15 protein-coding genes are annotated in these 18,218 nt (G+C 72.8%); 5 read left to right on the top strand and 10 right to left on the bottom strand.

Annotation, left to right across the window (positions count from 1 at the left end; all coding sequences use genetic code 11):
• Positions 1 to 103 precede the first annotated feature (103 nt).
• From ACIOJE_RS28300 to ACIOJE_RS28290, 3 genes are all read left to right on the top strand, one after another.
• Positions 104 to 733, top strand: a complete 630-nt coding sequence (locus ACIOJE_RS28300) for a LysE family translocator (RefSeq protein WP_280680984.1) — start codon at positions 104 to 106, stop codon at positions 731 to 733.
• A gap of 355 nt (positions 734 to 1,088) precedes the next feature.
• The gene (locus ACIOJE_RS28295) at positions 1,089 to 2,321 is read left to right on the top strand and encodes a CoA transferase (protein ID WP_400779961.1); all 1,233 of its coding nucleotides are present in this window, start codon (positions 1,089 to 1,091) and stop codon (positions 2,319 to 2,321) included.
• A gap of 52 nt (positions 2,322 to 2,373) precedes the next feature.
• Complete coding sequence (locus ACIOJE_RS28290; RefSeq protein WP_280680985.1) at positions 2,374 to 3,009, top strand: DUF6461 domain-containing protein; 636 nt, start codon at positions 2,374 to 2,376, stop codon at positions 3,007 to 3,009.
• Between the two features lie 120 nt (positions 3,010 to 3,129).
• Here ACIOJE_RS28290 and ACIOJE_RS28285 read toward each other — a convergent pair whose 3' ends face one another.
• Positions 3,130 to 3,729, bottom strand: coding sequence for an HdeD family acid-resistance protein (locus tag ACIOJE_RS28285; RefSeq protein WP_280680986.1), 600 nt, complete (start codon positions 3,727 to 3,729; stop codon positions 3,130 to 3,132).
• Positions 3,730 to 3,972: 243 nt separating this feature from the next.
• On the opposite strand from ACIOJE_RS28285, the gene ACIOJE_RS28280 reads away from it, so the two are divergent.
• On the top strand, positions 3,973 to 5,793 hold the full coding sequence (locus ACIOJE_RS28280; RefSeq protein WP_280680989.1) for an NAD-binding protein: 1,821 nt from the start codon (positions 3,973 to 3,975) through the stop codon (positions 5,791 to 5,793).
• A gap of 164 nt (positions 5,794 to 5,957) precedes the next feature.
• Here ACIOJE_RS28280 and ACIOJE_RS28275 read toward each other — a convergent pair whose 3' ends face one another.
• The 5 genes from ACIOJE_RS28275 to ACIOJE_RS28255 form a co-directional block, all read right to left on the bottom strand.
• Positions 5,958 to 6,743 (bottom strand): enoyl-CoA hydratase, encoded by a 786-nt coding sequence (locus tag ACIOJE_RS28275; protein WP_280680991.1) that lies wholly within the window; start codon positions 6,741 to 6,743, stop codon positions 5,958 to 5,960.
• A 141-nt stretch (positions 6,744 to 6,884) separates the two neighbouring features.
• Positions 6,885 to 9,584 (bottom strand): pyruvate dehydrogenase (acetyl-transferring), homodimeric type, encoded by a 2,700-nt coding sequence (gene aceE, locus ACIOJE_RS28270; protein ID WP_400779851.1) that lies wholly within the window; start codon positions 9,582 to 9,584, stop codon positions 6,885 to 6,887.
• A 196-nt stretch (positions 9,585 to 9,780) separates the two neighbouring features.
• A complete protein-coding gene (locus tag ACIOJE_RS28265) occupies positions 9,781 to 10,440 on the bottom strand; it encodes a GntR family transcriptional regulator (RefSeq protein WP_400779849.1) in 660 nt (219 codons plus the stop codon).
• A gap of 176 nt (positions 10,441 to 10,616) precedes the next feature.
• Positions 10,617 to 11,663 carry an enoyl-CoA hydratase/isomerase family protein gene (locus ACIOJE_RS28260; protein ID WP_400779847.1) on the bottom strand — a complete coding sequence of 349 codons (1,047 nt, stop codon included), beginning with the start codon at positions 11,661 to 11,663 and terminating at the stop codon, positions 10,617 to 10,619.
• Between the two features lie 169 nt (positions 11,664 to 11,832).
• Positions 11,833 to 12,444, bottom strand: a complete 612-nt coding sequence (locus ACIOJE_RS28255; RefSeq protein WP_400779845.1) for a TetR/AcrR family transcriptional regulator — start codon at positions 12,442 to 12,444, stop codon at positions 11,833 to 11,835.
• A 95-nt stretch (positions 12,445 to 12,539) separates the two neighbouring features.
• Between ACIOJE_RS28255 and ACIOJE_RS28250 the strand changes: the two genes are divergently transcribed.
• Complete coding sequence (locus ACIOJE_RS28250; RefSeq protein WP_400779843.1) at positions 12,540 to 13,313, top strand: SDR family oxidoreductase; 774 nt, start codon at positions 12,540 to 12,542, stop codon at positions 13,311 to 13,313.
• Between the two features lie 143 nt (positions 13,314 to 13,456).
• Here the strand turns inward: ACIOJE_RS28250 and fahA are convergent, their stop codons facing one another.
• The 4 genes from fahA to hppD form a co-directional block, all read right to left on the bottom strand.
• Positions 13,457 to 14,677 (bottom strand): fumarylacetoacetase, encoded by a 1,221-nt coding sequence (gene fahA, locus ACIOJE_RS28245; RefSeq protein WP_280681005.1) that lies wholly within the window; start codon positions 14,675 to 14,677, stop codon positions 13,457 to 13,459.
• Positions 14,674 to 15,579, bottom strand: coding sequence for a hypothetical protein (locus ACIOJE_RS28240; RefSeq protein WP_280681007.1), 906 nt, complete (start codon positions 15,577 to 15,579; stop codon positions 14,674 to 14,676). Before ACIOJE_RS28240 ends, fahA begins: the two co-directional genes overlap by 4 nt.
• The gene (locus ACIOJE_RS28235; RefSeq protein ID WP_400779840.1) at positions 15,576 to 16,778 is read right to left on the bottom strand and encodes a homogentisate 1,2-dioxygenase; all 1,203 of its coding nucleotides are present in this window, start codon (positions 16,776 to 16,778) and stop codon (positions 15,576 to 15,578) included. Before ACIOJE_RS28235 ends, ACIOJE_RS28240 begins: the two co-directional genes overlap by 4 nt.
• A gap of 122 nt (positions 16,779 to 16,900) precedes the next feature.
• Positions 16,901 to 18,115 carry a 4-hydroxyphenylpyruvate dioxygenase gene (gene hppD, locus ACIOJE_RS28230; protein ID WP_400779838.1) on the bottom strand — a complete coding sequence of 405 codons (1,215 nt, stop codon included), beginning with the start codon at positions 18,113 to 18,115 and terminating at the stop codon, positions 16,901 to 16,903.
• Between the last annotated feature and the right edge of the window lie 103 nt (positions 18,116 to 18,218).

Below are 18,218 nucleotides of genomic sequence, written 5' to 3'. Positions count from 1 at the left end.
TGTCCGGCTACCTTCAGTGACCGCACGCACCGGACAGGTGCCGCGGTCACCGGACCAGCTGCCGGGAAGCCGCCCGAACGAGCACGACAGGTCACCGCCACCCATGGACACCCACGCCCTCCTCCTCTTCCTCGGAGTCGACCTGTTGCTGGTCTGCACGCCGGGCCCCGACTGGCTCTACATCGCCGCCCGCGGCCTCGGCCAGGGCCGGCGCGCCGCCTTCACCGCGGTCGGCGGCGTCTGCGCCGGCTATGCCGTCCACACCCTGCTCTCCAGCGCCGGCCTGGCCGCCGCGCTGCGCGCCGTCCCGGCCGCCCTGCCCGTCCTGCGCCTCACCGGCGCCGCGTACCTGCTGGTGCTGTCCGTCACCATGCTGCTCGCGCTGCGCAAGGGCGGGGGCGCCGCGGCCCTCGCCGCGCCCAAGCCGCAGCCCACCGCGACCGTGCTGCGCCAGAGCATGCTGACCGCCCTGCTCAACCCCAAGGGGCTGCTGCTCTACCTCTCCCTGGTGCCGCAGTTCGTCGACCCGGGCGCCGCGCTGCCGGTCGGCGGGCAGGTGCTCGCGCTCGGCTCGCTCAACGTGCTGGCCTGCGCCGTCGTGTACGGGCTGGTCGCGCACGCCAGCGGACGCCTGGGCGGCCGGCTCGGCGGCACCCCGCGCGCGGCGCGCCGGATGACCCTGGTGTCGGCGGTGCTGCTGATGCTGGTGGCGGGCGTCACGGCGAGCGCCTGAGAAACCGCGCACAATACCGGGCATGACAGAGCGTTCGATCTCCCACGGCAACCGGCCCACCGAGCAGCCCGCGAAGGGTGGCGAGCCGGGGGACGGCGGTGAAGCCGTGAACGGCGGCGGACCTGTGAACGGTGCTGAAGCCGTGAACGGTGCCTCCGGTGCGAACCGTGCCGCCAGTACGGACGGGGCTGACGGCGTTGCCGGTGCGAACCGGGGCGAACCCGCGGACCGGCCCACCGCCCACGCCTGGGCCGCCCTCGGCGGGCCGGCCGACCTGCTGGAGCGGGTCTCCTTCCACGGCCCCGGCGGCGTCCTGTCCTCCGGCCTGCCGGTGCGCCGGCTCGCCCGGGCCACCGTGGCCGCCTGCTCGCTGGCCGCCGCCGAACTCGCCGCCCACCGCACCGGCGGCGTCGTCCCCGAAGTCCGGGTGGACCAGGGCGCCGTCGCCACCGCCTTCGTCAGCGAGCGCCACCTGGCCGTCGACGGCCGTACGCCCGTCAGCTTCGCCCCGCACTCCGGCTTCTGGCGCGCCGCCGACGGCTGGGTCCGCACCCACGCCAACTACCCGCACCACCGCACCCGGCTGCTCACCGCCCTCGGCCTGCCCGCCGACGCCGGGCCCGAGCAACTCGCCGAGGTGCTGGGCGAACTGCCGGCCGAGCAGATCCAGGAACGGGCGTACACAGCAGGGGCGCTCGCCGTGGCCGTCGCGCCGGTCAGCGCCACCGTGCACCCCCTGGTGGAGAGCCGGGTGACCGGCTCCGCGCCCGTGCGCCCGCTCGGCGAGGCCGACGAGGGCCGACCCGCCGCCGGGATCCGCGTCCTCGACCTCACCCGGGTCATCGCCGGACCGGTCGCCACCCGCACCCTCGCCCTGCTGGGCGCCGACGTCCTGCGCGTCGACCCGCCCCACCTCCCCGAGGCCGACGACGCCCACGCCGACACCGGCTTCGGCAAGCGCTCCACCCGCCTCGACCTCGCCGACCCCGCCGACCGGGCCGTCTTCGAGGGCCTGCTCGCCACCGCCGACGTCCTCGTCACCGGCTACCGCCCCGGCGCCCTCGACGCCCACGGCCTCGCCCCCGACGCGCTGTCGGCGCGCCACCCCGGCCTGGTCCTCGCGCAGATCTGCGCCTGGGGCTGGACCGGCCCCTGGGCCGGCCGCCGCGGCTTCGACAGCCTCGTCCAGGCCGGCGTCGGCATCGCCGCCCACGAGGCCGGCCCCGACGGACGCCCCGGCGTGCTGCCCGCCCAGGCCCTCGACCACGGCACCGGCTACCTCGTCGCCGCCGCCGTCCTGCGCGCCCTCACCGAACAGCGCGCCGGCCGGCCCGGCGGCCGCCACCTGCGGTTCTCCCTCGCCGGTACGGCCTCCTGGCTGCTGCACGGCATCGCACCCGAGGCGCCCGCGCCCGCGCCCGCCGGGCCGGACGCCCGGCCGTACGACCCGGCGCGGTGGCTCGCCGAGACCGACTCCGCCTACGGACGGCTGCGCCACGCCCTGCCGCCCATCGCCTACACCGGGGCGCCCACCGACTGGTCCCGCCCGCCGGGGCGCTGGGGGACGGACGCGCCGGTCTGGCTCTGAGGGCGCCTCACCCGGCGCCGACGGTGTCACAGGCGCCTGGCAGCATCGGCGCATGACCGCACACGCCACTGACTACACCTGGTTCGAGCAGCGCTACCCCATCCCCGGTGAGGCCTATTGCCTGGCCCTGGTCGAGGGGATCACCGCCGACGAACTGCTGCGCCGCTTCGGGGCCCTGCCCGGCCGGGAGGTCACCGGCCTGGACGCGGTGGTGGCCGCCTGGGAGACCTTCGACGACGGGGAGGACGAGGAGGCCGAGGCCCGGTTCGAGCCGGAGGAGGACCGGCTGCTCGTCGCCGTCACCGAACTCGACGGCTGGGCCCTCGCCGTCGAGGTCTTCGGCTACCTCGGTAGCCTGCCCGACGTCATCCGCCGTCTCGCCGACGGCACCCGGCTGGTCTCGCACTTCCGGAACGCCAGCGCGGTGGACCACTTCAACTGGTGGGAGCAGGGCGGCTGCCGGCTCCAGTTCGAGCCGCTGTTCCCCGCCCAGCGGGACGGTTCGGACGCCGACGCCCCCGGTGTCCCCGAGCTGCTGACGGCCTGCGGTTTCCAGCTCGACGGGGAGGGCCACGACCTGCACACCGAGGCCGCGTTCGCGCTGGCCGAGCGGCTGACCGACGTCCGGCTCACGCCGGAACGGCTGGAGACCGCCACCTTCCGGATCTGCTACGCACCGGCGCGGTAGCGCTGGGCCGGGGCGTGGCGGCCTCCTGGCCTTCCGTCGGGCCCTCAACCTCGGACTCCCGACGTCGGATCCTCAACGCCGGACTCCCGACGTCGGACCCTTGACGTCAGAGCCACGGCGTCAGACCCCTGACGGGATCTGCTTGGCCCGGCCGCGCATCTGGACGGCCGTCACGATCTCGATCAGCCCGAGGATCAGCAGCCAACAGCCGGCGAGGACGGTCAGCGCGGCGATCGAACCGACCGGCCAGACCAGCAGCAGCACGCCGGCCACGGTGTTGGCCACGCCCGCGAAGGCCTGCCAGCCGCGGGCCGGCATCAGGGGGTCGGAGACCGCGGCGGCGAGCTGGGTGATGCCCCGGAAGAGCCAGCCGATGCCGATCCAGATCGCGAGCAGGAGCAGCGACTGGACCGCGCTGCGGAAGCAGAGCAGCCCCAGCAGGACGCAGATCGCCCCGCTGATGAAGGCCAGCACCCGTAGCGCGGTGGTCGCGTGGGTGCCGAACGCGGCGACCAACTGCACGATGCCGATGACCAGCAGGTAGAGGCCGAACAGCACGCCCACCACCAGCAGGGTCTGCTTCGGCCAGGCGAAGACGACGATCCCGAGGGCGAGCGAGACGACTCCGGCGGCCAGCACGACCTGCCAGGCGGCCTTGGCGAGCATGCCGAGCGGACCCTGGACCGGGGAACCGTCGGGGGTGATGATCGGGGTGACCACGGTGGTGAACTCCTCAGGCCGGGGACGGGCAGGGGACGAAGCCCAGCCTGGCCGGGCCGCGGTAGCCCGGCGCGTCGGGTACGGCCGTTCGGGGGACGGACCGCATCGCGGACCTCACGGCGCGGGCGAGTCCGACCGTTTGTACGATGAATGGACGCGACTGTTCGGAGAAGCGGAATCGGTGTTCTGCCGGTCGCCGGAACGACACCGTCCGGTCACTTGCCGTCGATATCATCCGGCGGTATGACTTCTGAAGGGTGGGGGACCCGACCGGTCGAGCCGATCAGCCAGCACTACATCGTCTGCGGGGGCAACGCGCTGGCGCACCGACTGGTCCTGGAACTCGTCGAGCACTACGAGGTCCCGGTCGTCGTCCTGGTCGCCGACCGCACCCGCGACCACGCGCCGCAGATCGAGCAACTGCCCGGCGTCGCCGCCGTCGTCGAGTACGCCAGCATCACCGACGAGGCGCTGCGCGCGGTGTCGATAGAGACCGCCCGCGGCCTCGCCCTCGTCGAGGGCAGCGACCAGGACAACATCCACGCCGCACTCAGCGCACAGGGCCACAACCAGGACCTCCGGATCGTGCTCCGGATGTTCAACCAGCGCCTCGGCGAGAACATCGAACGACTGCTCAGGAACGGTGCCGCGCTCTCCGGTTCCGCCACCGCCGCGCCCGCCTTCGCCGCGGCGGCGCTCGGACGGCCCAACTCGGTCGAGATCGGCGGACGCTTCCTGCACATCGCCTTCGACGACGCCATCACCTCCGACCGGATCTGCGTGGTCGCCGACCACATCGACCGCCAGGACCTCAGCAAGATCCGCCTGCTGCCCGAACAGCGCGGGGACTCCGCCGACTTCGTCCGGCTCGCCAGCGAGTTCGGCGACGACGGGCCGGTCCGCCCCGGCGGCGTCCGCCGTGAACCGGAACCGGCGCCCGAGCCCGAGGAGGAACCGGGTGGCGTCGCAGCCCTCCAGGCGCTGCGCATCGAACCCAGGGAACCGATCAGCTGGGTGCGGCGGGTGCGCTGGCGGCTGCTCGACATGATGCGCTTCTTCACCAGTGCCCGGATGCGGCTGGTGCTGCTCATCGCCCTCGCCGCGGTCCTGATGGCCTTCGGCGTGCTCTGGTACCTCAACCGGAACTTCGGCTGGACCGTCTACATCTCGCTGCTCGACCTCGCGGGCGCCGCCCAGCCCGACCAGCTCTCCGACATCGCCGCCGGGAACGGGGCCGGGACGGGCGGGCCGTGGCAGCGGGTGGCGCAGGTGGTGATCACCATCTGCGGGATCACCTTCGCTCCGGTCGCCACCGCCATCGCGGTCGAGGTGCTCGGCTCCGGGCGGCGCGGTCAGCCCCGCAACCCCGGGGCCGGCACCCGCGACCACGTGATCGTGGTCGGCCTCGGCAATGTCGGCACCCGGGTCGCGGCCCAACTGCACGAGCTGGGCGTACCGGTGGTCTGCATGGAGCGCGACCCGCAGGCCCGGGGCATCGCCACCGCCCGGGCGCTCGGCATCCCGGTGGTCCTGGGCGACGGCCCGTTCGAGGAGCAGTTGCGCCGGGCCCGGCTGAAGCACAGCCGGGCGCTGGTCGCGGTCAGCGGTGACGACGCCACCAACCTGGAGGCGGCTCTGGAGGCTCGCCACGGGAATCCCGAAGTCCGGGTGGTGGTGCGGCTGTTCGACGACAACTTCGCCGGCCACTTCTACGCCACGCTGGACAACGCGGCCTCGCGCTCGGTCTCGTACCTGGCGGCGCCCGCCTTCGCCGCCGCCCTGATGGGGCGTGAGGTGCGCGGGATGCTCTCGGTGTTCCGGCACGTGCTGCTGATCGCCGAGCTGACGGTGGAGGACGGCAGCGGGCTGATCGGCATGAACCGGCACGACCTGGAGGACCCGGGCGGCGTCCGGGTGATCGCCGTCCGGTTCGCCCGCAGCGCGCAGCTCCAGTGGAACTTCCCCGACCGCACCCGGCGCCTCACTCCGGGCGACCAGATCGTGGTCGCCGCCACCCGCAGCGGGCTCGCCCGGATCAACACGGTGTTGGTCGAGGAGGGGTGACGGGGGCGGAGGGATGACGGCTGACAGATAACAGCTGACAGATTTCGTCATCTGAAATCTGTCAGCTGTTATCTGTTACCTGTCGGCCGTCAGCTCTCGCCAGCCAGCCAGCCAGCCGGTCGCCAGCCGTCAGCAGCAGCCCTCCGCCGCCGGTCGGCCGCCCGTCACCGGTTGGTGAAGGACGGCGGGCGCTTCTCCGCGAACGCCGCCATGCCCTCCTTCTGGTCCGCCGTGGCGAACGCCGCGTGGAACATCCGGCGCTCGAACCGGACGCCCTCGGCGAGGGTGGTCTCGAAGGCCCGGTTGACGCTCTCCTTCAGCATGATCGCCGCCGGGGTGGACATCGCCGCGACGGTCTCGGCGGTGGCCAGCGCCTCGGCCAGCAGCTGGTCCGCCGGGACGATCCGGGAGACCAGGCCGGCCCGTTCGGCCTCCTCGGCGCCCATCATTCGGCCGGTCAGGCACAGCTCCATCGCCTTCGCCTTGCCGACCGCCCGGGTGAGCCGCTGCGAGCCGCCGATGCCCGGGATGACGCCGAGCTTGATCTCCGGCTGCCCGAACTTCGCGGTGTCCGCCGCCAGCAGGATGTCGCACAGCATCGCCAGCTCGCAGCCGCCGCCCAGCGCGAACCCGGCCACCGCCGCCACGACCGGCTTGCGCAGCGCGCCGAGCCGGTCCCACGGACCCAGCCAGTCGTCCAGGTAGACGTCCGGGAACCGGTTGCCCTGCATCTCCTTGATGTCGGCGCCGGCCGCGAACGCCTTCTCCGAGCCGGTGATCACCAGACAGCCGATCTCCGGGTCCCGGTCGAAGGCGGTGGCGGCCGCGACCACCTCGTTCATCAGCTGGGTGTTCAGCGCGTTGAGCGCCTTCGGCCGGTTGAGCGTGATCAGCCCGACCCGGCCCTTGCGCTCGACCAGGATCGTCTCGTAGGTCTCGGTCTCGGTCATCGCCGTTGACTCCCATTCCGCTGCTCGGCGCCGCACGGGCGCGCCCTGACCACCCAACGATCTACGACGCGCCCCGCCTCGCGCCAGTCTTGGTATGCGAGACAGTCGTCACGAGTCCGGGGCGGAGGCGCAGCCCAGGGGTCAGAACCGGACGCCATAGCGCTCGGCCGCCTGCCGGACGGTCTCGGCCTTGACCTCGCCCCGGCGGGCCAGCGCGGCCAGCGCCGCCACCGCCACGGACTGGGCGTCCACGCCGAAGTGCCGCCGCGCCGCCCCCCGGCTGTCGGAGAGGCCGAAGCCGTCCGTGCCCAGCGAGGTCCAGTCCTGTTCCACCCAGGGGCGGATCTGGTCCGGCACCGCGCGCATCCAGTCGCTGACCGCCAGCACCGGTCCGGGTGCCCCCGCCAGCGCCCGCGTCACGTAGGGGACGCGCGCCGCCGCGCCCGTCCCGGTCGCCGACTCCGCCAGGTTGGCCGTGTCGCAGTCCAGGGCCTCCCGGCGCAGCTCCGTCCAGGAGGGCGCCGACCAGACGTCCGCCGCCACGCCCCAGTCCTCGCGCAGCAGTTGCTGTGCGGCGAGTGCCCAGCGCACGGCGGTGCCCGAGGCGAGCAGTTGGATCCGCGGCGCGTCGCCGTCCGCTGCCGGGTCCGCCGGGCGGTAGCGGTACAGTCCGCGCAGGACGCCGTCGGCGACGTCCTCGCCGGCCGGCAGCGGGGGCTGCGGCAGCGGCTCGTTGTAGACGGTCAGGTAGTAGAACACGTCCTCGCCGTGCGGGTGCTGGGCGCTGGTGCCGTACATCCGGCGCAGGCCTTCGCGGACGATCACCGCCACCTCGTACCCGAACGCCGGGTCGTAGGACAGTGCCGCCGGGTTGGTGGAGGCGATCAACTGGGAGTGTCCGTCGGCGTGTTGCAGGCCCTCTCCGGTCATCGTGGTGCGTCCGGCGGTGGCGCCGATCAGGAAGCCGCGACCCAACTGGTCGGCCAGGGCCCACATCTGGTCGGCGGTGCGCTGCCAGCCGAACATCGAGTAGAAGATGTAGAACGGGATCACCGGCTCGCCGTGGGTGGCGTACGCGGTCGCGGCGGCGGTCAGCGAGGCCATCGAACCGGCCTCGGTGATGCCCTCGTTGAGGATCTGGCCGGTCGCCGACTCCTTGTAGTGGAGCAGCTGGTCGCGGTCGACCGGGTCGTACGTCTGCCCCAGCGGCGAGTAGATGCCCGCGCTGGGGAAGAGCGACTCCATGCCGAAGGTGCGCGCCTCGTCCGGGACGATCGGGACCCAGCGGTGACCGGTGGCCTTGTCCCGCATCAGGTCCTTGACGAGTCGGACGAACGCCATGGTGGTGGCGATCTCCTGGGTGCCGGAGCCTTTGAACAGCGTCTCGAAGGGCTTCGCGGGCAGCTCGGGCAGCGGAGTGAAGCGGACCCGGCGGGCGGGCGCCGGACCGCCCAGCGCGGCGCGCCGATCCCGCAGGTAGCGGGCCTCCGGAGAGTCCGGTCCGGGGTGCGCGTACGGGACCAGATCGCCGGTCAACGCGGCGTCGGGGATGGGAAGTTCGAGGAGGTCGCGCATCGCCCGGAACTCCGCGCCGGAGAGCTTCTTCATCTGGTGGTTGGCGTTGCGGGCCTCGAAGCCGGGGCCGAGCGTCCAGCCCTTGACCGTCTGCACCAGTATCACGGTGGGCGCGCCCCGGTGCTCCAGTGCCGCCCGGTACGCCGCGTGGACCTTGCGCGGCTCGTGCCCGGCGCGCGAGGTCGCGACGATCTCCAACAGCCTTCTGTCGTCCACGGTTTCGGCGATCGCCCGGAGTTCGGGCGCGGTCCGGAACAGGTGCCCGCGGACATAGGTCGCGTCCGAGGCGGCGTAGGTCTGGAACTGCCCGTCCGGCACCTCGCCGAGTCGGCGTACCAGCGCGCCCGTGGTGTCGCGCGCCAGGAGTTCGTCCCAGGCCTCGCCCCACAGCGACTTGACGACGTTCCAGCCGGCCGCGCGGAACTGCCGCTCCAGCTCCTGCACGATCTTGCCGTTGCCGCGCACCGGCCCGTCCAGGCGCTGCAGGTTGCAGTTGACGACGAAGGTGAGGTTGTCCAGTCCCTCGCGGGCGGCCAGCGCGAGTGCGGCGGTCGACTCCGGCTCGTCCATCTCGCCGTCCCCGAGGAACGCCCACACGTGCGAGCTGGAGGTGTCCTTGATGCCGCGCGCGGTCAAGTACCGGTTGAACCGGGCCTGGTGGATGGCCGACAGCGGCCCGAGGCCCATGGACACGGTCGGGAACTCCCAGAACCAGGGCAGCCGGCGCGGGTGCGGGTACGAGGGCAGACCGTCACCGCCGGCCTCCTGCCGGAAGCGGTCCAACTGGGCCTCGTCGATGCGTCCTTCGAGGAAGGCGCGGGCGTAGACGCCGGGCGCGGCGTGGCCCTGGACGTACAGCTGGTCGCCGGAGCCGTCGGCCTCCTTGCCGCGGAAGAAGTGCTGGAAGCCGACCTCGTACAGCCAGGCGGCGGAGGCGTACGTGGCCATGTGCCCGCCGAGGCCGCCGCGGTGGTTGCCCCTCGTCACCATGGCAGCGGCGTTCCAGCGGTTCCAGGCGGTGATCCGCCGCTCCATCGCCTCGTCACCGGGGAAGTCCGGCTCGGCGTCGGTCGGGATGGTGTTGACGTACGGGGTGTCCAGCAGCGGCGGGACGTCGAGCCGGCGCAGTTCGGCGTGCTCGACGAGGCGGCGCAGCAGGTGGGCGGCGCGGTGCGCTCCGCCGAAGTCGCGGGCGGCGTCGAGGGAGGCGAGCCACTCCGCGACCTCCTCGGGGTCGTGGTCGGGAAGCTGGTCGAGCTGGGACACGGATGGTTCCCCTTTACCGGTGCTTCGGGGGCGTCGATTCCGGGATGCGGAATGGTGTTTCTCTCTATGGAAGGCTCCTATGGACGGTAGGGAGTGATCCGGCCACTCGTCAACCGTTACTGGGGGGTAATGTGAGCGATGATCGATCATCGTCATACGAACGAAAATGCCGAGTGCGAGCACGGCCCGGATCCGCTCAGACGGAGCGGTCGGCGTACTCCAGGACGTGCTCCGCCAGCAGTCGCCCGACCTCGGGATCCCGCCGCCGGAAGGCCTCGATCAGCGGCTGGTGGTCGGCCGCGTTCTCGTGCAGCTCCGGGCGGACCCGGTGCAGCGACAGCACCGTCCACACCTCCACGCCCAGGCCCTCCCAGGTCCGCAGCAGTGCGCCGTTGCCGGAGGCGGCCACGATCTCGCGGTGGAAGGCCACGCCGTGCCGGGCCTGGCCGAGCGCGTCACCCGTCCCGGCCGCCGCCGCCATCCGCTCCGCGTGCCGCTCCAGCGCGGCGGTGTCCCCGGCGAGCCGGACGACCGCCGACTCGGCGGCCAGCCGCTCCAGCGCGGCCCGCACCTGGTAGACCTCGCGTAGCTCGGCCGGGCTGATCTCGCGCACCCGCACACCCCGGTTGGGCTCGGCGTCGAGCAGCCCGAGGCTCTGGAGCGAGCGCAGCGCCTCGCGCACCGGCGCCTGGCTGACGGTCAACTCGGCCGCCAGGCGCCGCTCCACGATCCGGTCCCCGGGCCGCCAGCGCCCGTTCAGCAGGCCCTCCAGCAGCAGTCCGCGCACCTGCTCGCCGAGCGGCACCCGGGACAGCGGGTCGGCGTCCCCGGAGGGCGGCGGGGTCGGGCGGGTCATGCAGGCTCCTGGCTCGCGGTTCACGGTTCACGGTTCATGGCGGTGCAGGTGGGGCGGGGGCGGTCGAGTGGTGTCGGTCGATCGGCGCCGGCCGGGTGGGTGGCGGTTCGGCCTATCCGGGCTTGACGGGCTCGACGGGGGAGCGCGGGGCGGACGGCGCCGCCGCCGGGCAGGCCCTAGGCGAGGCCCAACTCGTCGTCCCCGCGCGGGGCGAGGAAGCGTGCGACGTCGGCCTCCCCGACCTCGCCGAGCGTGGCCGGGGACCAGCGCGGCTCGCGGTCCTTGTCGATCACCTGGGCGCGGATGCCCTCCACCAGGTCGTGCGCGGCCAGCGCGGCGCAGGAGACGCGGTACTCCTGGTCGAGCACGGCTTCCAGGGAGGGGAGCGTGCGGGCCCGGCGCAGCGCGGCGAGCGTCACCTTCACGGCCGTGGGGGAGTTGTCGAGGACCGCCTCACCGGCCTCCTTCGCCTCCGCCACACCGGAGTTCAGCAGTCGCTCGACGATCTCCTCGACGGTGTCGGCCGCGTAGCAGGCGTCGATCCACCCCCGCTGCTCCGCGAGCGCGGCCGACGGCGCGGGCTCGGCGTGCCCGGCGACGGCGGCGGCCGGGTCGCTGCCCCCGGCCAGGGCGTCGAGCAGCGCCGGGATCCGCGCCGAGGGGACGAAGTGGTCCGCGAACCCGCACAGCAACGCGTCGCCGGGGCCCATCGAGGCCGAGGTGAGTCCGAGGTGGGTGCCCAACTCGCCCGGGGCGAGGGCGAGCAGGCGGCTGCCGCCGACGTCCGGGACCAGTCCGATCCGGGTCTCGGGCATCGCGACGGTGGAACGCTCAGTGACGATCCGGACCGCGCCGTGGGCGGACAGGCCGACGCCGCCGCCCATGGTGATCCCGTCCATCACCGCGACGTACGGCTTCGGGTAGCGGGCGATCAGCGCGTTCAGCCGGTACTCGTCGCGGAAGAAGGCCCGGGCACCGGCCCCGCCCGCCTTGGCGTCGTCGTGCAACGCGCGGATGTCCGCCCCCGCGCAGAGGCCGCGCTCGCCGGCGCCGGTCAGGACGACGGTGCGTACCCCGTCGTCCGTGGCCCAGTCGGTCAGCGTCGCGTGGAGGGCGGTGATCATGCCGTGGGTCAGCGAGTTGAGCGCCCGCGGCCGGTTCAGCACGATGCGTCCGACCCCGCCGTCCAGGGAGACCTGGACCTCCGCCACCTCTGCGCTCATCGGGCCCGCTCCCGTCCCTCGGTCGTCGTTGATCGTCGTTGGTCGTCCCTCCGTGGTTCCCCGGTGGTCCCTGGACGGTTCCCTGGGCGGCCCCTCGGTGGTGACGACTCCTGCCGTCCACCGTACCGGGGGCGGAGTGGAGTGGTGATCACCAGGCCGGGCGGCGCTGTTACGGCCAGGCGCGCAGGGCGAGTTCGGCGGTCCGGGCCAGGTCGGCGGCGGTGGCGCCGTCCCGGGCCTGCTGCGACATGCCCTGGACGACCGTGGCGAAGTAGCCGGCCAGTGCGTGCGGGTCGGCGTCGGGCGGGAGTTCGCCGTCCTGTCGGGCCGTGCGCAGCCGGGCCTCGAAGAGCCGGAGGTTGCTGTTGCGCAGGTCGCGCAGGTGGGCCTGGACCTCGATGTCCTGCGGGGAGACGTTGGTGGCGGCGCTGATCACCAGGCAGCCGGCCGGATGGGACGGGTCGGGGTAGATCGCCGCGGCCTCCCGCAGGATGCGGGCGAAGGCCGCGTACGCGCTGGCCTCCTCCCGCAGGGCGGCCCCGGCGAACGCGCCGACGGGGGTGCGCCCGTAATGGCGGACGACCTCTTCGAAGAGCGACTTCTTGTCGCCGAACGCGGCGTAGAGGCTGCCGGGCCGGATGCCCATCGCGGCCGTCAGGTCGGCGACGGAGGTGGCCTCGTAGCCGCGCTCCCAGAACAGCCTGGTCGCCGCCGTCAGGGCCTCGTCCCGGTCGAAGGCCGGCGGTCGTCCGCGCCTGGGCGGTGTCGGGTTCTCGGTCATGCCCGGAATTTTAGAACACTCACTCAACAAGTGTGTTAGCTTCTTTCTTGAGTGACTACTCAAGAAATGACAACGAAGCAGGAGGGGGCTCAGTCGTGGGCACGCACGTACTCCGGGGCAAGACCGCGCTGGTGACCGGGGGTGGCAGGGGGATCGGCCGGGCGATCGCTCGCAGGCTCGGCGGCGACGGCGCCACCGTCGCCGTCGGCTACGCCCGCGACAAGGATGCGGCGGAGGAGGTCGTCGCGGGCATCCGTGCCGACGGCGGACAGGCCTTCGCGCTGCACGCCGAACTCGGTCGGCATGGCGACGCGGCCGCGTTGTGGGAGGTGTTCGATGCCGAGATCGGCGCGCACGCGCCCGGCGGCGGCGTCGACATCATCGTGAACAACGCCGGGATCGGGCGCAGCGCCGACCTCGTCACGCTCACCGAGGATGACTTCGACGAGGTCTTCGCCGTCAACGTCCGTGCACCGTTCTTCGTCGTCCAGCACGGCCTGCGCCGACTGCGCGACGGCGGCCGGATCATCAACATCTCCAGCGGTGCGGCCCGCCTCGCCATGCCGGAGATCATCGCCTACGGCGCGACCAAGGGCGCGCTCGACACCTTCACCCTCAACCTCGCCAAGCAGCTGGGCCCGCGCGGCATCACCGCCAACTCGGTCGCGCCGGGCGTCGTCGACACCGACGTCAACGCCGGCTGGCTGCGCGGCAACGCGGAGGCGGAGGCCCATGCGGCCTCGCTCGCAGCCCTCGGCCGGGTCGGGCAGCCGGAGGACATCGCGGACATCGTCGGGTTCCTCGCCTCCGACGACGCGCGCTGGATCACCGGCCGGGTCATCGACGCCACGGGAGGGGCGGGCCTGTAGGCCGGGCGGGGAAGTGCGGGTAACAGATAACAGCTGACAGATGATGAAATCTGTCAGCTGTTATCTGTCATCTGTTATCTGTTCGCCGTCAGCCGTCAGCCGTCAGCCGTCAGCCGCCGTTCGTCGGCCGACCCACCACCCCGCTACGGCTGGACCCGCCCTGTCACCTCGCCGAACCCGATGACGGTGCCGTCCGGCCCCGGTGCGGTGGCGGTGATGGTGACCTCGTCGCCATCCTCCAGGAAGGTCCGGGTGGTGCCGGACGGGAGCTTCAGCGGCTCCTCGCCGTTCCAGGTCAGCTCGATCAGCGCACCGCGGGTGTCCGGCTCCGGCCCGCTGACGGTGCCCGAGGCGAACAGGTCGCCGGTGCGCAGCGAGGCGCCGTTGACCGTCATGTGGGTGAGCTGCTGCTGCGCCGTCCAGTACATCGAGGCGAACGGCGGCCGGGACACCAGGTGCCCGTTCAGTCGGACCTCCAGCGCCAGGTCCAGGCCCCACGGCTCGCCGCCGCGGTCGTCCAGGTACGCCAGCGGCTCGACGTCGCGCTCGGGCGGCGCGACCCGGGCGTGCTGCAGGGCGTCCAGCGGCACGATCCACGGCGAGACCGACGTGGTGAAGGACTTGCCGAGGAACGGGCCGAGCGGCACGTACTCCCAGGCCTGGATGTCGCGCGCCGACCAGTCGTTGACCAGGCAGACGCCGAAGACGTGCTCGCGGAAGTCGTCCAGCACGACCGGCCGGCCCAGCCTGGACGGGGTGCCGACGACGAAGCCGACCTCGGCCTCGATGTCCAGCCGACGGGTCGGCCCGAACGACGGCGCCGGGTCGGTGGGCGCCTTGCGCTGCCCGTGCGGGCGCACCACCGGGGTGCCGGAGACGACCACCGTGCCGGCCCGCCCGTGGTAACCGATCGGCAGGTGCTTCCAGTTGGGGGTGAGCGGCTCCGATCCCGGGCGGAAGATCCGGCCCAGGTTGGTGGCGTGGTGCTCGGAGGCGTAGAAGTCGACGTAGTCGGCGACCTCGAACGGCAGGTGCAGTTCGACGTCGTCCACCGGCAGCAGCGCCGGCGACAGCGCCTCGCGGTAGGACTCGTCCGTCAACCACCGCGTGAGGTCGGCCCGGACCTGCGTCCAGGTCGAACGCCCGGCCGCCATCAGCGGGTTGAGCGAGTCCGCGGTCAGCAGCACGGACGGTGCCCCGGCCGCGCGGGCGGCCGCCCCGGCGTCCAGCACGAAGTCCCCGATCCGCACGCCGATCCGGCGTTGCCCGGGCTGGTCGGCGGCGGTGAAGACGCCGTACGGCAGGTTGTGCACGCCGAACGGCGAGTCCTGGGCGCTGGCGAGCCAGCTGCGGGGGGTGCTCAACGGTCCTCCTGGGGCTGTGGACTGGGCGACAGCAGGCCGAGCGCGGCCAGGTCGTCCAGGGGTTCGGTGATGCTGCAGGTGCCGAACGCGGTGAACGAGTTGCGGATCACCGTGACCTGACGGTCCGCCAGTGCGTGTGCGGCCTTGGCCAGCACCGCGCCGTCGCGTTCCGCCAGCACCGCCGCGGCGGTGGCCCGGTCGGTCTCCTGCGCGGCGAGCAGCACGTTCAGGAAGCCGTGGTGCTCGAAGCCGGTGACCGGATCGGTGTGCCGGACGGCGTTGTGCAGCCCGGCGGTGCACTTGTACGGCAGTCCGCGCAAGGCGCAGCCGGTGAGGAAGGCGGCCAGCTCCTCCTCGTCCGGGAACGCCTCCGCCGCCACTCCGCCGGTGCGGAACTTCGCCCGGTAGGGGCTGTCGACCAGGACGTCCAGTACCTCGTCCAGGCCGTCGCCGCGCAGGAGTTCGCGCGGCAGCTCGACGGCGGCCGGGACGTCCGGCGGCAGCAGCCGGTCCAGGGCAGCGACCGCCTCGGCGGCGTCCCGGGTGGCCAGCTCGACGCCCGCCACCTCGAAGGGCGCGGCGGCGGCGAGCGCCGGGCCGAGCTCCGCACTGCCCCCCGGCAGTACGAGCCCGACCCTGAGTGGCACATCGCCCGCCACCGCTACGCCGCCCCCGGCCACCGCGCCGCCCGCGACCGCCGCGGCCAACTCGCCCAGCCGGCCCGCCCCGCAGAGCAAGGGTCCGACCGCCTCGGCGTACCAGGCCGCCCGGTGGGCACGGTGCGCGGGCACCGCCTCGGCGACCGGCAGGTTCCCCGGCGGGAACACCGCCGCGTCGTCGAAGAGCCCGCGGAACAGCTCGGGGATCACGCCCCCGCCGACCACGGCGGACGAGGCGCTCATCGCCCGGGCCCCCGCCCGGCCCAGGTCCAGGCGTAGTTGCCGTCCTCGCTCGCCCGGCCGCCCTCGCCGAGCTCCAGCGGGCGGAACGTGTCCACCATGACGGCGAGTTCGTCGAAGAAGTCGACGCCGATGCTGCGCTCGTACGCGCCCGGCTGCGGCCCGTGGGTGTGCCCACCGGGGTGCAGCGAGATCGAGCCCTGGCCGATGCCCGAACCCTTGCGGGCCGCGTAGTCGCCGCCGCAGTAGAACATGACCTCGTCGCTGTCCACGTTGGCGTGGTAGTAGGGCACCGGGATCGACAGCGGGTGGTAGTCCACCTTGCGGGGCACGAAGTTGCAGATCACGAAGCCGTTGGCCTCGAACACCTGGTGCGCCGGCGGCGGCTGGTGGACCCGGCCGGTGATCGGTTCGAAGTCCCGGATGTTGAAGGCGTACGGGTAGAGGCAGCCGTCCCAGCCGACCACGTCGAACGGGTGGTGCGGCACGGTGTAGCGGGTGCCCGCGACCCCGTTCGGGCCCCGGTGCTTGACCAGCACGTCGACGTCCCCGGCCTCCTCGACCACGAGCGGGCCGACCGGGCCGCGGAAGTCCCGCTCGCAGTACGGTGCGTGCTCCAGCAGCTGCCCGTACTTGGAGAGGTAGCGCTTGACCGGGCTGATGTGGCTGTTCGCCTCGATGCAGTACGCGCGCAGCGGCTCGTCCCCGGCCGGCACCCAGCGGTGGGTGGTGGCGCGCGGGATGATCACGTAGTCGCCCTGGCCGACCTCGATCGAGCCGAAGACCGTCTCGACCGTGCCGGAGCCGGACTCCACGTACACGCACTCGTCGCCGAGCCCGTTGCGGTACAGCTCGCTCGGGGCTCCGGCGGCGACGTACGAGATCCGCACGTCGCCGTTGCCGAGGACCAGCCGGCGGCTGCCGACCACGTCCGCGGACTTCCACTCCTGGTCCGCGAACAGCTCGTGCAGCTTGAGGTGGCGGGGGAGCAGGGGATGGTTGGGCACCGTGGACTGGTCCGGCAGCTCCCACGGCACCGCGTTCACCACCGCCGACGGGATGCCCCAGTGGTAGAGCAGGGAGGAGTCCGAGGAGAACCCCTCCTCGCCCATCAACTCCTCGTAGTACAGCCCGCCTTCGGGTGTGCGGTGCTGGGTGTGCCGCTTGGGCGGGATGCTGCCCAGCTGCCGGTAGTACGCCATCTCCCTGCTCCTCCTCGACTCCTCGACCGTGCTCGGCCGATGGGTGCTCGGTCGACCGTGCTCAGAGCTTCCCAGAGCTCCCCGGTGCTCACGGGCCGCCGGCGCTCACCGGCCGCCGGTGCTCACAGGTTGCCGCGGGCGTCCTGCTCGCGCTCGATCGCCTCGAACAGCGCCTTGAAGTTGCCCTTGCCGAAGCCCAGCGAACCATGCCGCTCGATGAACTCGTAGAAGACGGTGGGGCGGTCGCCGATCGGCTTGGTGAAGATCTGCAGCAGGTAGCCGTCCTCGTCGCGGTCGACCAGGATGCCGCGCTTCTTCAGCTCGTCGATGTCCACCCGCACCTTGCCGATCCGGGCGCGCAGCTCCGGGTCCTCGTAGTACGAGGCCGGGGTGTTGAGGAACTCCACGCCGCGCGCACGCAGCACGTCCACGGTGGTGAGGATGTCGTTGGTGGCGAGCGCCATGTGCTGGCAGCCGGGGCCGGTGTAGAACTCCAGGTACTCGTCGATCTGCGAGCGCTTCTTGGCGATGGCCGGCTCGTTGAGCGGGAACTTCACCCGGTGGTTGCCGCTGGCGACGACCTTGGACATCAGGGCGGAGTACTCGGTGGCGATGTCGTCCCCGACGAACTCGGCCATGTTCACGAAGCCCATGACCCGGTTGTAGAACGAGACCCACTCGTCCATCCGGCCCAGCTCCACGTTGCCGACGGCGTGGTCCAGGGCCTGGAACAGGCGCTTGGGCGAGCCCTCCGGGTGCTTGACCGTGCTCTCGGCGGTGATGTAGCCCGGCAGGTAGGGGCCGTGGTAGCGGGAGCGGTCGATCAGGGTGTGGCGGGTCTCGCCGTAGGTGGCGATGGCCGCGCGGCGCACGGTGCCGTTCTCGTCCGAGACGTCGTTCGGCTCCTCCAGGACGGTGGCGCCGCTCGCGCGGGCGTGCGCGATGCACTTGTCGACGTCCGGGACCTCCAGGGCCAGGTCGACGACGCCGTCGCCGTGGCGGCGGTGGTGGTCCAGCAGCGGGCTGTCCGGCAGCACGCCGCCCTTGATCACGAAGCGGCAGGAGCCGGAGCGGAGCACGAAGGCCTTGCGGTCACGACGCCCGGTCTCCGGGCCGGAGTAGGCGACCAGCTCCATGCCGAACACGGCCTGGTAGAACTGGGCCGTCTGGGTGGCGTTGCCGACCACGAAGACGACCGCGTCCTGCGCGGTGACGGGGAACGGGTCGGTGGCCGGGTCGTGTTCGACGAGGCCGACGAGGCGGCGCAGCTGCTCGGCGTCGAGGCCGGCCTCGCGCTCCTCGGGGGTCAGCTCAAGGGCGTGGGACTGCGGGGTCATCGGTCGTTCCTCCACTTTGGGCCTCGACTCCGAGGCATCCGCTTGAGGCGGCCGCGCCGCGGATGGGTGGGCGGTGCGGTTGGCGGAGAGCTTGCTCCTGTCC

The organism is Kitasatospora sp. NPDC087861 (assembly GCF_044742585.1).
GTDB lineage: Bacteria > Actinomycetota > Actinomycetes > Streptomycetales > Streptomycetaceae > Kitasatospora.
This window is presented reverse-complemented; position numbering and strand designations above follow the sequence as displayed.